Source organism: Klebsiella sp. WP3-W18-ESBL-02, assembly GCF_014168815.1.
Taxonomy (GTDB): Bacteria; Pseudomonadota; Gammaproteobacteria; order Enterobacterales; family Enterobacteriaceae; genus Kluyvera; species Kluyvera ascorbata_B.
On sequence record NZ_AP021972.1, the window covers coordinates 4,436,655 to 4,456,714 of the forward strand.

The following is a 20,060-nucleotide window of genomic DNA, read 5'->3' on the forward strand; positions in this document are numbered from 1 at the left end:
GGGTCACAAAGTCGACTTTGTGATATTGATAGCTGCCGGATGGGATTATGTAGGCCGGATAAGGCGAAGCCGCCATCCGGCGATGCTCACCGTTGTGCCTGATGGCGGCTTCACCTTATCAGGCCTACCGTTTCTTTGCCGACAGGAGTCGCTATGACCACGGAAATCACCCTTACCCCCGCCGAGCGCGAGAAGCTGCGCGATCGGCTGACCGACTACTGCGCCAAACAGTTCGACCTCGAGCTGGAGCAGTTCGATGCGGAGTTCTTTATCGATTTTATTATCGAAAATCTGGGGCCGGCCTTTTATAACGCCGGGATTGATGAGGCGATTCGCACCCACTTTGCGTGGAGCGAGCGCATTCAGGAAGAGATGGATCTGAAGAAAATTCTATGAGTTCACCGTACGTTATTCGTTCTTTACGCGACCATCCCGAGCAGATGGCGGCGGTTATCGCCTATTTCCAGCAGCAGTGGGCGTCGGAAGCATCAATGATGGTTTACGACGATGCGCTGCGCCGCACGCCGGGGGCGAAAAATCCGCTGCCGCAGTGGTACTGGTTGCAGGACGGCGAGCGCATCATTGGCTGCGCGGGGTTGATTACCAACGATTTTATCAGCCGCTGCGAGCTGTATCCGTGGCTGTGCGCACTGTACATTGAGCCGGATTATCGTCAGCAGGGGTTGGCCCGCCGGTTGATTGAGCATATCGCCCGGCACGCGAAGCAGCTCGGCTTTACGCAACTGCATCTGTGTACCGATATCGACGGGTTTTACGAGAAAACAGGATTTGCGTTCAACGGGTTGGGGTATCACCCGTGGGGTGAGTCCTCGCGGGTTTATACCCGCGAATTGAACCCGTAGCCCGGAAAGGTGCCGGGTGGCGGCTGCGCCTTACCCGGCCTACAAAACCGCGGCGTAGGCCTGATAGCGCAGCGCCATCAGGCAATTAGCGGCACCATTTCTCCTGCTGAAGTTCCAGCAATAGCAGCATCATCAGCGCCTGGGCGTACGGTACGGGGGCCATGGCGATATCGCAGTAATATTGCAGGTCCGGCCCGACCATCGTCCCTTTTGACGCTTCCAGTAAGATCCCATCGTCGATCCTGTCGCGCAGCGCATACCAGGCGCGCATCGCATGATCGGCCACCTTCTCGTCGAGGATCCCCATTCTGACGCCGCGCAGCATACCGTAGGCGATCCCGGCGGTGGCGGAAGATTCTTGCGGCGATAAAGGATCGTCGAGCAGCGTGTGCCACATGCCGTTGTCGGCCTGAAGCTCGCAGAGCGTATTCACCTGGCGCGCGACCACCACCGCGAGATAGCGCTTCACGCTGGCGTCGAGGCTGTCGCCGAGCAGGGCGATAAATTCCGGGATCGCCACGGTGATCCACGCGTTACCGCGCCCCCAGAAGGCTTCGGAGAAGTGATGTTTACCGACAAACGTCCAGCCGTGGTACCACAGGCCGCTCGCCGGTTCGCACAGGTAGCGGGTGTGTAGCAGGAACTGGTACGAGGCTTCGTCGATCAGGTCTTTGCGTTTGAGCACCACGCCCGCGGTACCGAGGAACAGGCAGGTCATAAACAGCGTGTCGTCCCACAGATGACCGGTGTTCGGCTGCTCTTTCACCACATGCTGGAAGCCGCCCTCTTCGGTTTTCGGCAGCGTACGCAGCAGCGCGTCGGCCCAGTCGTTCACCACCGTCAGCAGATCGTCCCGCCCGGTGTGCCCGGCCACCAGCGCCAGCGTGATCATCGGCGCGGTGGTGTTGATCTGGATTTCCGGCAGCCCTTTCGCCAGCTGATCTTCATACCAGGTGAGGATCGACTGCTGGAGGCGAGCATCATTCTGCTGGCGCGCATACTGCCAGAAGCCGTACAGGCCGACGCCCACTTCCCATTCCCACTCTTCGAAGTGGATGGCAAAACCTTCACCGTCGCGGGTGCCGACTTCACCCATATTTTTCAGGCGACAGAAGCCCTGAACCACCTGCTCCAGCAGGCCGTTTAATGCTGCGTTGTTCATTGCACGTCTCCTGACACCGTGACCTGAATTTCATTGCCCACCCGCGTCGGAAACGCGGCGGCCTTGCCGTTGCGCTGGCAGTTACCCTGCCCGTCGAGCTGCATCAGCGTGTGCTGGCTATCCATCACCCGCGCGACGTCGCCTTGATGTTCAATGCGCAACGTCTGAACGCGCTGGCAGAAGGCGCTAAAATCCCCTTCGCCCACTTCCAGCCACCACGCCACGCGGCGGCCTTCGGCGCGCACTTCATCGCCGTTGACGGTGAGCGGCTGCGAGCACAGCACGGCGGCAAACGCGTTGCCCGCCCGCACCACCACACCCTGTGCCAGCGAGCGCACCTCATCAAAGGCTTCAGCGTGAAGATGCAGATGTGTCCAGCCGAGCGCATCGCACTCGTCCAATTGCCACAGCAGCATCGCCTGATTTTCTACCTGCATTACACGCGGCAGCACGCCGTTGCCCGCCCAGAAGGAGGGACGCGCTTCGCTGCCCGGTGCCACGTCACCCGGGTGGTTCACCCACAGCCGCGCCTCGGGACGCGTGGCAAACTGCACATCCACCAGATGCTGCTGATGACCGCGTTCGCCGGTGTGGTAATCGACGCAGCTGGAAAGCATCACCGCGGGCTGCTTCCACGCCACAATCTTGCCACCGCCGCACACGTAGTGGGCGCTGAGCTCGCCGTGAGATAGGCGGGCGTACTGCGCAGACTCCGCCGGCGGCGCATAGTCGCTCAGGCAGAAGAACGGCAGCGAGGCACACTTGCGGTTAACGTGCCCACCGCCCCAGGCCACGTGTCCGAACGCTGAGAGCTCGGACATCTGGCTGGCCAGCAGCTCTTTTTCATAGACGCGGCCCATGGTGCCTGCGGCAATCCCGGACTGATAGTGCAGCGCGCTCATGCGCATCAGGCGGTCAATCAGATGCCGTGCACGCTGGCGCAGTGCAGGGTCGTCAGCCAGCTGATAAAGCGCGAACAGGCCGATGTAGTCCACCGGGTAGTAAGGCGCGGAGTTCCACTCAACAAAGCCCTGCTGCTCGACGGCATCAAACCAGGCGTTCAGCCGTTGGGCGGCCACCGCCTGCTGTTCGCGGCCCGTGCGGCCAGAGGCAATAAAGCGTTCCTCCGGGAACATTTGCCCGGCAAGGTACTGGGCGGTGTGGAAGCACAGCGCGTGGTTTTCACTCCAGAACCACATCACGTCGTTGCCCAGTTGGGGTCGGTTCCGGCTGAGGGCGAAATGACACCCTAAGCTTTCGGTTCCTTGGGCCAAAGATATTCGCCAGTCAGTAGAATGTGCGCCCAGCCCAATGGGGATATGTGGGGAAGAAATTCAGGGGGAACATCCAACCCTTCGTTCCGCCGCTCCGTGACGGCATGACCAAGATGGACGGTATTCCAGTAAATGATCACCGCAGTCAATAAATTGAGCCCAGCGATTCGGTAGTGCTGCCCCTCTGTCGTGCGATCGCGAATTTCCCCCTGCCTCCCGATACGGAGCGCATTTTTGAGCGCATGGTGGGCCTCTCCCTTGTTAAGACCGATCTGAGCACGCCGCTGCATGTCCGTATCCAGGATCCACTCAATAATGAAAAGGGTCCGTTCAATACGACCAACTTCACGAAGCGCAACTGCAAGGTTGTTTTGTCGTGGGTAAGAAGCGAGCTTGCGCAGGAGTTGGCTGGGCCTGATTTTGCCAGCGGTCATCGTCGCGGCACAACGGAAAATATCAGGCCAGTTCGCAACGATAAGATCCTCCCGGGCTTTTCCACCTACCAACTTGCGTAACTCCCTGGGGGTCGTATCGGGATTAAATACGTACAACCGCTTCGATGGCAGATCCCTGATTCGCAGAACGAGATTGTAGCCGAGCAGGCTACTGGCTCCGAACAAATGGTCGGTGAATCCTGCTGTATCGGCATACTGTTCGCGAACATGGCGACCGACCTCGTTCATCAGTAGTCCATCGAGAATATACGGTGCCTCGCTCACGGTCGCCGGGATCGACTGACAAGCGAATGGCGCGAACTGGTCGCTTACGTGAGTATACGCTTTGAGGCCGGGAACAGAACCATATTTGGCATTGACCATGTTCATGGCTTCGCCATGCCGCGCTGTCGGGAAAAACTGACCATCGCTCGATGCTGACGTGCCCATCCCCCAGACGCGTGACATCGGCAGTTTACCCTGCGCGGCCACCACAATTGCCAATGCCTGGTTCATGGCTTCGCTTTCAACATGCCAGCGGGCAAGGCGTGAGAGCTGCCAGTAATCATGCGTGTTTGTAGCTTCCGCCATCTTACGCAGGCCCAGATTGAGCCCTTCAGCGAGCAGGACGTTGAGCAGACCGATCCGGTCGCGACATGGAGCCCCGGTTCTCAGATGGGTAAACGCATCTGTGAAACCAAGGGCTGCATCAACTTCAAGCAGCATGTCGGTAATCCGAACGGACGGCATTCGGCGATACAGATCCAGTATGAGTGCCTCGGCACCATCCGGCACGTCTGCTGTCAACCTGTCGATCCGCAACGTTCCATCTTCTATGCTACCGTGCGGAATAGTGCCGTTACGGGCAGCCCGGGCCAGCCGCTTAAGAGCGATCGTGAGTCGCGCCTTTCTGTCTGCCAGCCAATCCTGTGGGTTGGAAGGCACGGCCAGTTTTGCATTTTCCTGCGCCGCGATCATCGGCACCAGTACCTGCTTGAGGTCACCATAGCGGCGCGAATGAGCGAGCCAGACATCTCCGGAACGAAAAGCATCCCGGAGGTGAAAGAGTACCGCCACTTCCCAAAGACGGGTATCTCCTTTTTCCTGAGCTCGTAAATGACGGTTCCATTTGGAGCTGGGCCGCAGGAAACGCCTTTCTGGCGATGCAACACCTTTCATCTCTCCGATCGACAAAGCTGCTGCTACCAATGGTCCGGCGACCGGCGCGGCTTCGAGCTTCAGACAGCGCAACATGCGGGGCGCATAACGACGAAAGCGATGGTATCCCTGCCCGACATATGCAAGAGGCTCATCGGCTAGCGTGTTGCTGAGTTGAGTCCCTGTCGCTACCAGTTGAGCGAGCCGGTCCCATGCAACCGAACTGGCGACAGCCATCTCCAGCGGGGTTCCGTCACTGCGGGCCTCAAGCAACGAAGCTCCCAGCGCGGTGAAGGTACGGATCGTATCCGTGAGTGTGGCTTTAGAGCCGGAAATTGTTTCGTCATGCTGGCGCTTCGCTTCCCGCCAGGTTTTTCCTACGATCCTGTCATGGGTTTCGACTATGGCATCAGCAATCGCCGCTTCCCACTCCACAACACAGACGGCAAGGATCGCCCAGCGGCGGTCCGAAGTGATGTCACGCAAACCGTCGGTGAAGTAGCGTTCACCCTGCCGACGCAGCCGGGCAATGCGATGGGCAGGTATGCTGGCCAAAGCACTATGATTGATATTCAGGGTACGCAGAAATTCGAGCCTGTCGAGCAAACGGTTAGCAGCAGCCGAGTTGTTACCAACCTCGAAGTTGCGAAGCCAGATGAAACGACTGATATTGCCGGCGAGCATTTCACTCAGAAGTTTGTCCAGGTGATCGCGAACATCCGCTGTTAAATTTTCCGCAATCCGCGTTTCAATCCGCCGCTCAGCGGCGACCAGAGCATCCGCGCACAAGCGCTCGATTGTCGATACTGCGGGCAGAATGGTGGAAGTTTCCCGACACCGCACAATAAAACGATGAGCAAGATCCTCGTTTGATCTGGCATCTTCGGCCTGGCCGAAAGTCCACTCACGCAGATCACGGGCACCACGGCCCGTGAAGGTCTTGTAGCCGTAAATTTCGCGCAGCGTGTCCATGTGCTGCTGACGGGTTTGGCGCCGTGTGGCATAAGTGAGAAGCGCATCAGCCGGAACTCCAAGCTGAGCACCGACGAAGGAAAGGACTTCACGCGGGATCATCTCACCAGGAGCCAGTGCACGGCCCGGATATCGTAAGGCACAAAGTTGCAGGGCAAAGCCAATCCTGTTTTCCGGTCTGCGGCGCTGCCTAATGTTTTCCAGGTCATCATCGCCCAGCGTGTAGAACTTCAGTAGCGACAGTTCGTCCGTGGGCAGATCGAACAGCGCTGCTCGCTGCCGTTCGGTGAAAATATGGCGTCGTGACATACAAATTCGTCCCTTTTGAAGTATAGTCTGTTTTGGACAACAGCCAGCCCATATAAATCAGGGCGTTCCGATACAAAAATCCAGGAGGGTTCAATTGGGACATCGTGCCGCCATTTACTGCCGGGTTTCAACAGCGGATCAGTCTTGTGAACGCCAGGAATTTGATCTGCGAGCCTTCGCCGGCCGTGCCGGCTACGACGTGGTGGGAATATTTAAGGAAACAGGTTCAGGAACTAAACTCGACCGGGCCGAGCGAAAGAAAGTCCTGGCGCTTGCCCAGTCCAGACAAATTGATGCAATCCTGGTCACTGAGCTTTCCCGGTGGGGGCGCTCGACGCTCGATCTGCTCAATACGCTACGTGAACTGGAGAACTGGAAGGTTTCCGTGATAGCCATGAATGGAATGGCGTTCGATCTTTCGTCGCCGTATGGACGAATGCTGGCGACGTTTCTTTCCGGCATTGCGGAGTTTGAGCGGGATCTCATCAGCGAGCGGGTCAAGTCAGGCCTTGCTGTTGCGAAGGCACGTGGTAAGAGGCTTGGTCGTCAGGCCGGAGTGCGACCAAAATCAGACCGACTTTTGCCTAAGGTGGTTGCGATGAGGGCCGAGGGACGCAGCTATCGCTGGATCGCACGCGAGCTCGGTATCAGCAAGAATACCGTCGCTGACATCGTGCAACGACACAGAGCTAACGCTTAGGGTGTCATTTCGCCCTCAGCCGGAACCGACCCCCAGTTCGTCATACCAGTAGCGATAGCCGACAATCGCCGAGCGCACACGCTTCCACAGCACCGCCGGGAAGTGTTCGCCGTGGAAGTCATGCCAGATCCACAGCAGCGGTACCATGGAGAAGTCCGAACAGTCCTGCCGCGCGCTGATGCGCTGGAGCGTGCTAATCAGCAGTTCCTGCGCCTGCGGGCCGTTTTGGCCGACGTGCAGCATCGCCAGCAGGCGGCCGGTGCGCGGCACGCCGTGTTCAGCAATAAAGCTCAGCGCCGCGCGTTTGCGGGTTTCCAGCACGCCTTCGCCGCCGGGCAGCGTGGCGTCGGGCAGCACGGTCAGGCTCAGGCTGCGGCTCATCGTCACGTCGTTCAGGCTGGCGGTCAGTTCAAGACGGTAACGCCCCATCCCAACGCGCTCCGGCAGCGCGAGCGTCAGCTTCCCGTCGTCGACCACGACGGTGCCACAATCCAGCGGACAGGTGGCGATAACGTCGTTGCCGAGGCTGTGGATCGCGCCGCCCAGATGCAGCGTATTCGCCGTCAGGCCGCTTAGCGTCAGACGCTGGCGCTGAGCCACGATCGTCGCGGGCAACGCGTCCATAAACCGCTGAACGGCGGCCAGCGCTTCGCCGTTCATCTGCGGCAGCGTGGCTTCCAGCGGCGTTTCACCAAGGTAAATCATCCGCAGCGCAAACACGGTGTCGCGTTCAAACAGCTCATCAAGGTGAATCAGCAGCGCGTTCTCCCCCTGCTGAAGGGCAATGTCAACCGGCAGCGTTTGCAGCGTATTGCGGGTAAACGGCGTAAAGCAGACGGCCTGCTCGCCGTCGACCCAGAGACGTACGCCGCCGCAGGTGGCAATCTGGAAGGGGTACCGCCCTGCTGCGGGCGCATGTAAGGTCACACGCAGCCAGCGCTGGCTGTGGGTGGCGACGTTTTGTACGCCGGAGAACGTTACCGTATCGCTGTCGCCGGTCCAGGTGACGGCCGCCGCCGGTAGCGCATGTTCCGGGTTAACCGCACGCCCGGCAGCATCCCGGCGGAAAATACGCCGACAGAACGATTCCTGCGCCGGGCCTTTGCCGTTGGCGAACGGATAGTCCATCGGTTCATCCATGGCTTCGCCGGTGAAAAATTCGGCAAACCGCGTATTGTGCGGCGATGAAACCGTAAAGTGCGTCAGCGCCCCGCCCGCAACCAACCTCATAGTACTTTCCTCAATAGCCGATAGTCATTAACCGCTATTTTCGGGAAACGAGGTGAGGCACGCTACGCGCGGGGTTGCGCCGATACGCGGAACTGCCTGGCCATTCACAATCTCGCCCTGACGAGAGAATAAAACGTGATAGACATCACATCGAAAACGCCCAACGCGCTACACAGGCCGGGAAAACTCACGTTTCCCGGTAACCACAGAACGGTCAGCCGCGATCTCTGTCACATTTTACCCTTTCAATTGCGTCAGCTCGTGGCTCAGGCTGTCGGCCAGCATCCGCACGCGGGTCGGGTCAAACAGCACGTGCAGCCCCGGCGAGGCGTCCGCGTGCTGCTCGCAGAAGCTGGTCATTTCCGCCGCGCAGCGGTAGAGCTCCTGAATATTCACCTGGCAAATCTCGCGCATGCTCCAGCTGTTTTCCACCAGCCGGGCGAAGTGGAGCGTGAAGAAGGCTTTTTGTGCGTGGCGGAACAGCAGGCAGTAGAGCGCAAAACCCTGCCACTCTTCCTGCCAGCGCCGGTGCAGTGAGAACGGAAACGCGGCGCGTTCGGCAAACGCCAGCGCCTGTTCGCCCAGCGTTAGCGCCGCCTGGTAAGCACCGTCTTTTTCTTCGGCAATCAGCGACAGGTTACGGGCAGAGGTGGCGACATCGCTGGCGCTAAAGAAAATATCGCGCTCCGAACCCGGCAGCCAGTGGTTGCGGTTAAGCTGACCATACAGGCTCCACACCGCCTGGCCGTAGCTTTCCGGCACCTGGCTGTGACGATGAAAGACGTGGTCGCGCACGTAAATGGCCTGATACAGCACCTGGCTTGCCTGGCCTAGCAGCGATTGAAACTCCGCAAACGCCGCCGCATCAGGACGCCAGCCGTAGCACTCATCCAGCCAGTGGGTCAGCAGCGCCGCGTGCGTGAGATGTTCGTGTTCCCGCGACAATATCTGGCTGCAAGCAACCAGGTTACATTCGCTCAGCGTGCCGATAACCCAATGGTTGTCGACCCCTTCCCAGCTCGTTTTGCACACCGCGCCGTTGATGGTGGCGTTACCGCGACACCACAGCAAGCGCCCCTGCAGTTCGTCGATGCGCGGGAACGGCAGCACGCCCCAGCCTACCTCTTCCCCGACCAGGTCCAGTTCGACCCAGACGTCGCGATCTTCAACGTCAAGCAGGGCGGGATTGTTGGGGAAGGTCGGCCAGAAGCGCTCCGGCGTCAGCTTGATGGAGACAGACACGCACTCCGGCAGCGTGCGAATGGCTTCCATCACGTTGCTGATATCGTGGTTGCCCGCCGGAAAGGCACGCAGCACCAGGTGTTTATTTTCACGCATCACCGCCCGCGCCATGGCGCTGAAGCATTGGGTGTAGCGGGACAAGCTGCGCGGGTCGATATGCGGCGACGGGTCGTCCTGCCCGGTCAGCTCCCAGTTGGGACGGGAGATCGGCAGCAGGCCGTCGGTATTAGAGAGCGCCACCAGCAGGCCGCTCATGGCGGGGATTTGCTGGCACAGCAGCGTGAGTTTATCCGCCAGATACTGGCACCAGAACTCGACGTCAAAGCGGATGCTGCCGTCTTTATCAATCAGTTGCGGGTGTGCCGCCAGCAGGTCGGCCGGGAAACTGAGCTCTTTCGCCTGGAGATAAAAACGCAGCCCCTGCTTGTGGCAATAACCGGCAAGACGGTTGAGGTAAACGCAGCGGGCGCGCTGCTGGCTGGAGAGACGATCGTTGTACTGGTGCGGCGTGTAGCCCTTCGGCGAGACCAGCTTGTCGAACAGATCGACCTGCCCGACAATCACGGTATTAAACTGATGGCGGGACGCCCACTGCACCAGCTCGCAGGCCTTGTCCCAGTTCCAGAACTCTTGGTTGTTCAGTTCCAGCGCACGCGTCTTCCACATCGTCTTTCTCCCTCACGCCACCGCGGCGAGGGATTATTGTAAGCACAGATGGGGGCAAACAATCAGCGTCTGGAAGTGCGCTACTTCACAATAAAGCGCGTTGGGGCGAAACAGTTGAGCAGCCGGTGCAGAATAAACACCATCGTCAGCGTCGCCAGCAGGGAAATTGTCACCGACGTAGCGCGATACAGGTCGCTGAACACCAGGTCGCCATCCGGCTGGAGATTCTGGCCGAACATAATGCCAATGGTGGTGATGCTGGCAAAACCGACGCCGGCGCCCACCTTCTCCATCACGTGCAGCCGCGCGCTGAAGGCCAGCCCCAGGCCGATCAGCGGCATCATCAGCAGCATATGGCTGCTGTGATCGTAGAGGATCAGCTGCACCACCAGAATGTACAGGCAGGCCAGCACCACGCCGACCACGCGCCAGATGGAGCTGATCACCGCGCCGCGATAGTGCATCGGGAAGAGGATCAAGATCCCCGCCATCAGCGCCGACAGCGAGTCGCTCAGGTCGCTGACCTGGAAGACGATAAAGATAATCGTCGCCACGCTGCCGGAAAGCAGCGATTCATGGCGCACCCGAGCGGCGTCTTTTTCAATCAGCGGCGGCGGCGTACGCGGTTCTGCGTCCGGGATCAGGTAGTGCATTAACGCACTCAGCGCCACCGCCAACACGCTGGCCTCGATATTCGAAAACAGCAGCGTGTGCCAGTTGGCCGTCGGGTAGCTCATAAAGTTGAGCATCACGCTCTGGCAAACCACGCCCATCGAGCCAAACAAGAACAGCGGCCCTTTACTCATAAAGCGAAAACGCATCACGTACAGCGCGAACACAACGGCCGTCATAATCACCGGCCATTGGCTTAAATAGCCGATGATCAGCACCATTTCGATGCAGTTCAGCGAGGCGCTGAAGATAAACTGTTTGGCGACGTGACGGTTGAACACCGGCACCAGCGCAGTAAGCAGCAGCGGATAAACCACATAGAAAACGCCGTACTGGGTATCAAAGAAGCTCGAAATACTCAGCGCCAGCATCCCGGCAAAAGAAATGCGCAAGGTCTGACGGAAATCGTTCGCCGTATAGACGATATTACCGTGAGGGGTAAAGACCTGCGCGAGGGTGTTAATAGACATAGTGCAGCCAGCTGACAAGATGGATTTGCAGGCCGGAGAAGAAACGGGCAAATGTGCCTTCGCTGTTGTACAGCTGGACGGTGGCGCGCGCGCCGGTCGGCAACGTTTTTTCCAGCGGCGCGTCCAGCGCCACGTGAATGCGCATACGCTGCGCGTCGCGCACCCAGCGGGTGGACTGCTCAGGCTGCGATAGCTCGCCGTTCACCGCTTCCTGACCGGCGAGGATCCCGGCGTCGCTGCTGGTCACCCGCGCCCGGAAAACCTGGCCCGGTAAGGCATCAAACACCACCGCCGCATCCGTTCCCTGGCGCGTATGGCGCAGGCTTTTTTCGCGGAAGTCGGCCACGATATCGGTGTTCTGATTCACCACCGCCATCACCGCGCTGCCCGCCGAGGCATAAAGGCCTGGGCTGAGCTGGAGGTTACTGACGGTACCGTCCGCTTCGGCGCGGATTTTGGTCCAGTCGAGGTTGAGCTGCGCTTCCCGCAGCGCCGTCTGGTACTGCCGAAGCGTGACGTTATGTCCATCATCGCGCTCGCCGCGCTGAATTTGCAGGTTATGGATTGAGGCACGCAGCGCGCTCACCGACTGCTCGCTGGTCTGCCAGGTGGTGCGCACTTTATCAAGATCCGCCTGAGAGACATTCTGCATGCGGCTCAGGCTTTGGTAGCGATCGTAGGTCACCCGATCGTTGCGCGCGGTCAGCTGCGCGGTTTTCAGGTTGGCCTCGGCGGCAGCAATCTGCGCATCCAGCTGCTGGTTGCTCAGCTTCGCCTGAGCCAGCGCTAGCGCGGCGGAATCCACTTTATTCTGGAACGGCGTCGGGTCCAGCTCATACAGCAGATCGCCCTTTTTTACCGCGCTATTATTGTGCACATAAACTTGCGAGACGTAGCCGGAAACGCGTGACGAAACGGGCGTCACCACGCGCATTACCGTGGAGTCCGGCGTCAGCGGGATCCAGATATCGGCAACGATAAAATAGGCAAACATGAGCAGGAAAGAGGCAATACTCACCCTTACCCAGCGGGCAAACTTCTGTTCTGGCGTCATCATGGTGTTAATCGATTTTATTATTTTCTTCGCGGATATTCCGCAGATTGCAGGCTATTTGATTCAAAGTGTCGCTAAACTTCACGATGTCGGCGGCAGGAATACCGGTGGACACGCGGGCCTGGAAGACTTCAATCACCTGGTTTAGCGTCTGGAGCACTGACCGACCTTCGTCGGTGAGCGTCAGCAGGCGAATGCGTTTGTCGTACGGCGAGACGGTGCGCAGCAGGTAGCCCTGTTGCTCAAGTAACGTCAGCGTGCGCATTAGCGGCGGCAGTTCAATACCCTGCACTTCCGCCAGCTCGCTCACAGAGACATTATCGCCAAGCTGGAGCAGCTGCATCAGCACCGTCCAGCTTGACTGGGTCAGGCCGGTATCGGTGATGGCATGATCGATAATCGAACGCCACTGGCGCACGACCATCGCCATCCGCATCCCCATCGGGCGGCGGGCAAACAGTTCATCTTCAGTCATGGGCGGTCTCCGGTCATTTCGTAGAGATACGATAATACTTACCATGATAAGCATCAAGGAACGAAATGCGTAAACCGCATGGATTGTAAAAGGAAGGCTACTTTCCGGCGATATATTCGACGTCCATCGTTTTGCAGTCGACAAAACCAATACGCGCCAGCTTTGCCAGCGGTCCTTTGGCCACGAACGGCACGCGATACTCGTCATCTTCAATGGTGACTTCGCCGAAGATCAGCTCAGGCGTGAGCGTACCGAGCGTACTTTTTTCTCGATACCAGTGGGGAAAGCGGCCGCGCAGGTAATCCTCTTTAACGCGTAAAAGCGCTTTGCGGGAAAAATCGAGGCGGCACACGGAAGCGGTGTCAGGGAAAACGTCGTTAACAATAAATATACCGGTGATGCCCGCGGTCAGCAGGCTACAAAATAGTGCAGTCACTAATAATGTTTTTTTCATGCTGAAGGTAGGTGTATTGGGTTAAATAATCACGGGAACCAAGACCATTCTAAAAATAAATAAAAACAAGTAAAGCAATGTATTGGTATTGTTTCGTAAATATCGAATCAATCACCTAATCAAAAAGATGAGTTACCCGTCATTATGCGTACCAGCGTTAATCCTTTGCTCTAATTTTGTTATTTTACAACACAATAAATGCGTTATTGTTACAACGCATACCAGTTTAAATCAGATGAGCGCGGCTTCACAATTCGCATTTACGGAATGATAAATGTGAGTCTTTTTGAGTATTCGTATCATTCTTGATATTAAGTACAAATAAAAGATGACGTCCAATACGTCATCATATTTGCAGATAATAATAATCTCTTTATTTTTTGGTAATATATATTGGTTATTAATCCATTTTTAGATACCCCTTCCAGAAAATCCGCCAGGGGTAGACAGGCGGGTCAGTTTGGTGGCAGGATAAAAGGATGAACACAAATGTGACCGTTACCCGCTCAAACCGTTGGTGGCTGCCTTTCTGACAGGCGGCTCGGGTTACGTTATCTTTTCAAAGCCGCCGAAAGGCGGCTTTGTTGTTTCTCAGTGCGTCTTTCGGCTCAATGTTTTAAACGGAGCAACTGATGAACAACACCTCACATATTCTGCTTACCGGCGACCGTCCTACCGGCCAGCTGCACCTGGGGCACTATGTCGGCTCTTTACGCCAGCGTGTGCAGCTTCAGCATCAATATCAACAGTTTATTTTGATCGCAGATTTACAAGGGCTGACCGATAACGGCAGCAACCCGCAGAAAATCAGCCATCATATTCTGGAAGTTATGGCCGACTATCTGGCGGTGGGTATTGATCCCCAGCTCACCACCGTGTGCCTGCAATCGGCGCTGCCCGCGCTGGCTGAACTGACCGCGTTGTACATGAATATCGTCACCGTCGCCCGGGTAGAGCGCAACCCGACCGTGAAAAATGAAATTGCACAGAAGGGCTTTTCGCGCGCGCTGCCGGTAGGCTTTATGGCCTACCCCATCAGCCAGGCGGCCGACATCACCGCCTTCAACGCAGATCTGGTGCCGGTCGGCGACGATCAGCTGCCGATGATCGAGCAGACCAACGAAATCGTGCACAAAATGAATAGCCTGACCGCCGAACCGGTGCTACGTCACTGTAAGGCGCTGCTCAGCGAGGTGAGCCGCCTGCCGGGTATCGACGGCGGCGCAAAAATGTCGAAATCACTCGGCAATACGCTGACGCTTTCCGCCAGCGAAGCGGAAATCCATCACGCGGTCAGCGCCATGTTTACCGATCCCAACCACCTGCGCGTTGCCGACCCGGGGCAAATTGAGGGGAACGTGGTCTTTACCTATCTTGATGCCTTCCATCCCGATAAAGCGCTGGTCGCCAGCATGAAGGCGCATTACCAGCGTGGTGGGCTGGGCGACAGGCAGTGTAAAAACGAGCTGGAAGCCTGCCTACAGACGCTACTGGCCCCGATCCGCGAACGTCGTGCGACCTTCATTCAGGATAAAGCGATGCTGCTGGAGCTGCTACGCCAGGGCAGCGAGCGGGCGCATGAAGTCACACAGCGAACGCTGCATGCGGTGAAACGCGGTCTGGGGCTGCCCATTCTGTTCTGAGCGCCGTGAGGGCATCGCCTCCGCAGGTGCCCTCATCTTATTTTGATTAAACGTGTTAATCGTTTCTCAAGCCCATGTTAATAGTATGGACATACTCAATGTCGATGCTAGTATGACATTGACAGTAGCTATATATATGCGTGTTTCATTTACGGCCAGGATTGCTGATGATGACCACATGAGTAGCACACTTCACAGCCTCCTCCCTTCTCTTCACAATGAAACGCGCGCCACTCAGCAACAGGGAACAGAGCGGGTAGCGTATGGACAAATTCAAGCGGCATTGGGCCTGGTATATCATCGGTTTCGCGGTGGCAATCGCCGCCGTTTCATGGTGGATGCTGCGTCCACCGGGGCTACCGGACGGTTTCGCCAGCAGTAACGGCAGAATAGAAGCCACTGAAGTGGATATCGCCACCAAAACCGCTGGTCGCATTGAGACGATAGTGGTCAAAGAGGGACAGTTTGTCCGCCAGGGCGAGGTGCTGGCGAAGATGGACACCCGGGTTCTGAACGAACAACGGCTGGAGGCCGTAGCGCAAATCAAAGAGGCGCAAAGCGCCGTCGCTGCCGCAAAAGCCTTGCTCGACCAGCGACAAAGCGAAATGCGTGCCAGCGAAGCGGTGGTGAAACAGCGCCAGGCCGAGCTTGATTCCACGTCGAAACGCCACGCCCGCTCCAGCACGCTATCCCAACGTGGCGCGGTTTCAGCCCAGCAGTTGGATGATGACCGAGCCGCCGCCGAAAGCGGACGCGCCGCGCTCGAGTCTGCACGCGCGCAGGTTTCCGCCGCCAAAGCAGCCATTGAAGCCGCGCGAACCAGCATTATTCAGGCACAGACCCGCGTGGAAGCAGCTCAGGCCACCGAACGACGTATCATGGCCGATATTGATGACAGCACGCTGAAAGCCCCGCGCGACGGCCGCATTCAGTATCGCGTCGCCGAACCGGGCGAGGTGCTGGCCGCCGGTGGACGGGTGCTGAATATGGTCGACCTCTCCGATGTCTACATGACCTTCTTCCTGCCGACCGAGCAGGCTGGCCTGCTGGCGGTGGGCAGTGAAGTACGCCTGATCCTCGATGCCGCGCCGGATCTGGTGGTTCCCGCCAATATTAGCTTTGTCGCGAGCGTGGCCCAGTTCACGCCCAAAACCGTGGAAACCAGCGACGAACGGCTCAAACTTATGTTCCGCGTAAAAGCGCGCATTCCACCCGAGCTGCTGGCTGAACACCTGGAATACGTTAAAACCGGTCTGCCAGGCATGGCCTACGTCAGGCTGGATAACCAGCAGCCCTGGCCGGCAACGCTGATGGTGAGGCTGCCGCAATGAGACAGGACGCGCATCCCCCGGTTGCTCAATTAGAGCACGTCGGCCAGCGCTTCGGCAGCACCGTCGCGCTCAACGACATTACGCTGGCCATTCCCTCCCGCTGCATGGTGGGGCTGATCGGCCCGGACGGCGTGGGAAAATCCAGCCTGCTGTCGCTGATCGCCGGCGCGCGAGTGATTGAAGAGGGCAACGTGATGGTGCTGGGCGGCGACATGCGTGATGCCCGGCACCGCCGTGATGTCTGCCCGAAAATTGCCTGGATGCCACAGGGACTGGGCAAAAACCTTTATCACACGCTCTCGGTATACGAAAACGTCGACTTCTTCGCCCGTCTGTTCGGTCATGATAAGCGCGAGCGCGAAGCACGCATCGACGAATTGCTGCACAGCACCGGGCTGGCGCCGTTCCGCGACCGCCCGGCAGGCAAACTCTCCGGAGGGATGAAGCAAAAGCTGGGCCTGTGCTGCGCGCTAATCCACGATCCGCAGCTGTTGATCCTTGATGAGCCAACCACCGGCGTCGATCCGCTTTCACGTGCTCAGTTTTGGGAACTTATCGACAGCATTCGCGCACGCCAGCCGGAGATGAGCGTGCTGGTGGCCACCGCCTATATGGAAGAAGCCGAGCGCTTCGACTGGCTGGTGGCGATGAACGCCGGGGAGGTGCTGGCAACCGGTAGTGCGGAAGAACTGCGTACACAAACCGCCAGCCAGACGCTGGAGCAGGCGTTTATCGCCCTGCTGCCGGAAGCCCAGCGCAACGCACATCAGCAGGTCATTATCCCACCGCGCGACGCCAGCGAAGAAGAAATTGCGATTGAAGCTCGCGGGCTGACCATGCGCTTCGGCGATTTTGTCGCGGTCGATCACGTCAATTTCCGTATTGCCCGCGGCGAGATTTTTGGCTTCCTGGGGTCGAACGGCTGCGGTAAATCCACCACCATGAAGATGCTGACCGGCCTCTTACCCGCCAGCGAAGGAGAAGCCTGGCTATTCGGCCAGCCGGTGGATCCGAGGGATATCGAAACCCGCCGCCGCGTCGGCTATATGTCGCAGGCCTTTTCGCTGTACAGCGAACTGACCGTGCGTCAGAACCTGGAGCTACACGCCCGGCTGTTCCATATCCCCGACGCGGAAATTCCCGGCCGCGTGGCCGAAATGAGCCAGCGCTTTATGCTCACCGACGTTGAAGATGCCCTGCCCGCCGCGCTGCCACTGGGTATTCGCCAGCGTCTATCGCTGGCGGTGGCGGTGATTCATCGCCCCGAGATGCTGATTCTGGATGAACCGACCTCCGGCGTCGATCCGGTGGCGCGTGACATGTTCTGGCAGCTGATGGTCGATCTTGCCAGACAGGACAAAGTCACCATTTTTATCTCCACCCACTTTATGAACGAAGCCGAGCGTTGCGACCGCATGTCGCTGATGCATGCGGGCAAAGTGCTGGCCAGCGATACGCCGCAGGCGCTGGTCGCTAAACGCGGTGCGGCGAGCCTGGAAGAGGCGTTTATTGCCTACCTTAAGGAGGCCGCCGAACCAACGCCCGATACCGGGACAATGACGCCCCCGGCGCAAGCCGCCGCCGAACCACCGCGCCAGGCGTTTAGCTTACGCCGACTGTTCAGCTATAGCCGCCGCGAAGCGCTGGAGCTGCGCCGCGATCCGGTGCGATCGACGCTGGCCCTGCTCGGAACGGTGATCCTGATGTTTATCATGGGCTATGGGATCAGCATGGACGTTGAGGACTTACGCTTTGCGGTGCTCGACCGCGATCAAACCGTCAGCAGCCAGCGCTGGACGCAGAACATTGCCGGATCGCGCTACTTTATTGAGCTGTCGCCGCTGCACAGCTACGACGATCTCGACCGCCGGATGCGCGATGGCGAGCTGGCGGTCGCCATTGAGATCCCCCCCAACTTTGGCCGCGATATTGCGCGCGGTACACCGGTGCAAATCGGCGTATGGGTGGATGGGGCCATGCCAAACCGTGCGGAGACGGTGCGCGGATACGTGCAGGCTATGCACCTGGCATGGCTACAGGAAATGGCCGGAAGACAGCCCAGCGCCGCCAGCGATAGCGCTTTAATGTCAATAGAGACGCGCTACCGCTATAACCCGGATGTGAAGAGTCTGCCGGCGATCGTACCGGCAGTGATCCCGCTGCTGCTGATGATGATCCCGGCAATGCTCAGCGCCCTAAGCGTGGTGCGCGAAAAAGAGTTGGGTTCCATCATCAACCTTTACGTCACGCCGACGACCCGCACCGAATTCCTGCTCGGTAAGCAGATACCGTATATCGCACTGGGCATGTTCAACTTCCTGCTGCTGTGCGCGCTGTCGGTGTTTGTTTTCGGCGTGCCGCATAAGGGCAGTTTCCTGACGTTAACGCTGGCGGCGCTGCTGTATGTCACTATCGCCACCGGGCTTGGGTTGTTGATTTCCACCTTTATGAAGAGCCAGATCGCGGCGATCTTCGGTACCGCCATTATTACGCTGATCCCGGCCACGCAGTTCTCCGGGATGATCGATCCGGTCGCGTCGCTGGAAGGTCCAGGCCGCTGGATCGGCCAGATTTACCCGACCAGCCACTTTCTGACCATCGCCCGCGGCACCTTCTCGAAGGCGCTGGGGCTCAGCGATCTGTGGGCGTCGTTTATTCCGCTGCTGATTGCCGTGCCGTTGGTGTTGGGTTTGAGCGTGTGGCTGCTGAAAAAACAGGAGGGTTAATGCGCGGATTACGCAATATTTATAACCTCGGCGTGAAGGAACTGCGCAGCCTGCTGGGCGATAAAGCGATGCTGGCGCTGATCGTGTTTGCGTTTACGGTGTCGGTTTACTCGTCGGCAACGGTGATGCCTGGCTCGCTGCATCTGGCGCCGATTGCGATTGCTGATATGGACAAGTCGCAGCTTTCGTCACGGATTATTAACAGCTTCTATCGCCCGTGGTTTCTGGAGCCGGAGCTGATCACCGCCGACGAGATGGACGCGGGACTGGATGCCGGGCGCTACACCTTCGCCATCAATATTCCACCTAATTTTCAACGTGATGTGCTGGCGGGAAGGCAGCCGGAATTACAGGTTAACGTGGATGCGACGCGTATGAGTCAGGCATTTACCGGCAACAGCTATATCCAGAATATCGTGACCGGCGAGGTAAACAGCTTTGTGGCACGATATCGGGATAACAGTGCGCTGCCGGTGGAGCTGGCGGTGCGGATGCGCTTTAACCCTAATCTTGAGCAGGAGCGGTTCGGCGCAGTCATGGCCATTATCAACAACATTACGATGCTGGCGATTGTGCTCACCGGTTCGGCGTTGATCCGCGAGCGTGAGCATGGAACGGTGGAGCATCTGTTGGTGATGCCGGTGACGCCGTTTGAAATTATGCTCGCCAAGGTCTGGTCTATGGGATTGGTGGTTCTGGTCGTCTCCGGGCTGTCGCTGATACTGATGGTGCAGGGCGTGTTGCAGGTGCCGATCGAAGGCTCGATCCCGCTCTTTATGCTGGGGGTTGCGCTGAGCCTGTTTGCAACGACGTCGATCGGCATTTTTATGGGGACGATTGCCCGTTCAATGCCGCAGTTAGGGCTGCTGATGATCCTTGTACTGCTGCCGTTGCAGATGCTGTCCGGCGGTTCAACGCCGCGCGAGAGTATGCCTCAGGTGGTGCAGGATATTATGCAAACGATGCCGACAACGCACTTTGTCAGCCTGGCGCAGGCGATTCTCTATCGCGGTGCTGACTTTGCCATCGTCTGGCCGCAGTTCCTGACGCTGATAGTGATTGGCGGGGTATTTTTTACCGTTGCTCTGGTGCGTTTTCGCAAAACCATCGGCGAAATGGCATAAATATGTTCTGCCCGTAGGCCGGATAAGGCGAAGCCGCCATCCGGCAATATCCACAATGCCGCATCCCACAAAGCGCAGACGCAAAAAAGCCCATCCGTCAG

The 20,060-nt window shown here is 58.2% G+C and carries 16 protein-coding genes; 7 read left to right on the top strand and 9 right to left on the bottom strand.

The annotated features are described in order from the left end of the window. The first annotated feature begins 153 nt into the window (after window positions 1-153). Together H7R56_RS21395 and H7R56_RS21400 are read left to right on the top strand one after the other, a co-directional pair. Window positions 154-396 carry a DUF2164 domain-containing protein gene (locus H7R56_RS21395; RefSeq protein ID WP_106930469.1) on the top strand — a complete coding sequence of 81 codons (243 nt, stop codon included), beginning with the start codon at window positions 154-156 and terminating at the stop codon, window positions 394-396. Next, a complete protein-coding gene (locus H7R56_RS21400; RefSeq protein WP_106930471.1) occupies window positions 393-863 on the top strand; it encodes a GNAT family N-acetyltransferase in 471 nt (156 codons plus the stop codon). Before H7R56_RS21395 ends, H7R56_RS21400 begins: the two co-directional genes overlap by 4 nt. 85 nt (window positions 864-948) lie before the next feature. Here H7R56_RS21400 and H7R56_RS21405 read toward each other — a convergent pair whose 3' ends face one another. The 3 genes from H7R56_RS21405 to H7R56_RS21415 are packed head-to-tail and all read right to left on the bottom strand — an operon-like array spanning window position 949 to window position 6,172. Continuing rightward, the gene (locus H7R56_RS21405) at window positions 949-2,025 is read right to left on the bottom strand and encodes a beta-galactosidase BglB (protein ID WP_106930473.1); all 1,077 of its coding nucleotides are present in this window, start codon (window positions 2,023-2,025) and stop codon (window positions 949-951) included. Next, window positions 2,022-3,227, bottom strand: a complete 1,206-nt coding sequence (locus H7R56_RS21410) for a hypothetical protein (RefSeq protein WP_182928400.1) — start codon at window positions 3,225-3,227, stop codon at window positions 2,022-2,024. The genes H7R56_RS21405 and H7R56_RS21410 overlap by 4 nt, the downstream gene beginning before the upstream one ends. A gap of 47 nt (window positions 3,228-3,274) precedes the next feature. Continuing rightward, window positions 3,275-6,172 carry a Tn3-like element Tn5403 family transposase gene (locus H7R56_RS21415; RefSeq protein ID WP_001553819.1) on the bottom strand — a complete coding sequence of 966 codons (2,898 nt, stop codon included), beginning with the start codon at window positions 6,170-6,172 and terminating at the stop codon, window positions 3,275-3,277. A 94-nt stretch (window positions 6,173-6,266) separates the two neighbouring features. Between H7R56_RS21415 and H7R56_RS21420 the strand changes: the two genes are divergently transcribed. Next, window positions 6,267-6,872: a recombinase family protein gene (locus tag H7R56_RS21420; RefSeq protein WP_000509966.1), complete on the top strand. Its 606-nt coding sequence runs from the start codon at window positions 6,267-6,269 to the stop codon at window positions 6,870-6,872. Window positions 6,873-6,887: 15 nt separating this feature from the next. Here H7R56_RS21420 and H7R56_RS21425 read toward each other — a convergent pair whose 3' ends face one another. The 6 genes from H7R56_RS21425 to H7R56_RS21450 all read right to left on the bottom strand — a co-directional run bounded on the left by H7R56_RS21425 (window position 6,888) and on the right by H7R56_RS21450 (window position 13,117). Continuing rightward, window positions 6,888-8,102 (bottom strand): PA14 domain-containing protein, encoded by a 1,215-nt coding sequence (locus tag H7R56_RS21425; protein WP_182928401.1) that lies wholly within the window; start codon window positions 8,100-8,102, stop codon window positions 6,888-6,890. 237 nt (window positions 8,103-8,339) lie between these two features. Next, window positions 8,340-10,010, bottom strand: a complete 1,671-nt coding sequence (locus H7R56_RS21430) for a hypothetical protein (protein WP_106930477.1) — start codon at window positions 10,008-10,010, stop codon at window positions 8,340-8,342. A gap of 80 nt (window positions 10,011-10,090) precedes the next feature. Continuing rightward, on the bottom strand, window positions 10,091-11,152 hold the full coding sequence (locus tag H7R56_RS21435; protein ID WP_106930479.1) for a DUF2955 domain-containing protein: 1,062 nt from the start codon (window positions 11,150-11,152) through the stop codon (window positions 10,091-10,093). Beyond that, entirely contained in the window at window positions 11,142-12,209 is a 1,068-nt protein-coding gene (locus tag H7R56_RS21440) for an HlyD family secretion protein (protein WP_106930481.1), read from the bottom strand. The genes H7R56_RS21435 and H7R56_RS21440 overlap by 11 nt, the downstream gene beginning before the upstream one ends. Window positions 12,210-12,213: 4 nt before the next feature. Continuing rightward, window positions 12,214-12,681: a MarR family transcriptional regulator gene (locus H7R56_RS21445; protein WP_106930483.1), complete on the bottom strand. Its 468-nt coding sequence runs from the start codon at window positions 12,679-12,681 to the stop codon at window positions 12,214-12,216. Window positions 12,682-12,778: 97 nt separating this feature from the next. Further along, window positions 12,779-13,117 (bottom strand): YebF family protein, encoded by a 339-nt coding sequence (locus tag H7R56_RS21450; protein WP_181358054.1) that lies wholly within the window; start codon window positions 13,115-13,117, stop codon window positions 12,779-12,781. A gap of 650 nt (window positions 13,118-13,767) precedes the next feature. Here H7R56_RS21450 and trpS point away from each other — a divergent pair. From trpS to H7R56_RS21470, 4 genes are all read left to right on the top strand, one after another. Next, window positions 13,768-14,778, top strand: a complete 1,011-nt coding sequence (gene trpS, locus H7R56_RS21455; RefSeq protein ID WP_106930487.1) for a tryptophan--tRNA ligase — start codon at window positions 13,768-13,770, stop codon at window positions 14,776-14,778. A gap of 263 nt (window positions 14,779-15,041) precedes the next feature. Then, the gene (locus H7R56_RS21460; protein ID WP_106930489.1) at window positions 15,042-16,109 is read left to right on the top strand and encodes an HlyD family secretion protein; all 1,068 of its coding nucleotides are present in this window, start codon (window positions 15,042-15,044) and stop codon (window positions 16,107-16,109) included. Beyond that, a complete protein-coding gene (rbbA, locus tag H7R56_RS21465; RefSeq protein ID WP_106930491.1) occupies window positions 16,106-18,835 on the top strand; it encodes a ribosome-associated ATPase/putative transporter RbbA in 2,730 nt (909 codons plus the stop codon). The genes H7R56_RS21460 and rbbA overlap by 4 nt, the downstream gene beginning before the upstream one ends. Then, window positions 18,835-19,959 (top strand): ABC transporter permease, encoded by a 1,125-nt coding sequence (locus H7R56_RS21470; protein ID WP_106930493.1) that lies wholly within the window; start codon window positions 18,835-18,837, stop codon window positions 19,957-19,959. The genes rbbA and H7R56_RS21470 overlap by 1 nt, the downstream gene beginning before the upstream one ends. Window positions 19,960-20,060 lie beyond the last annotated feature (101 nt).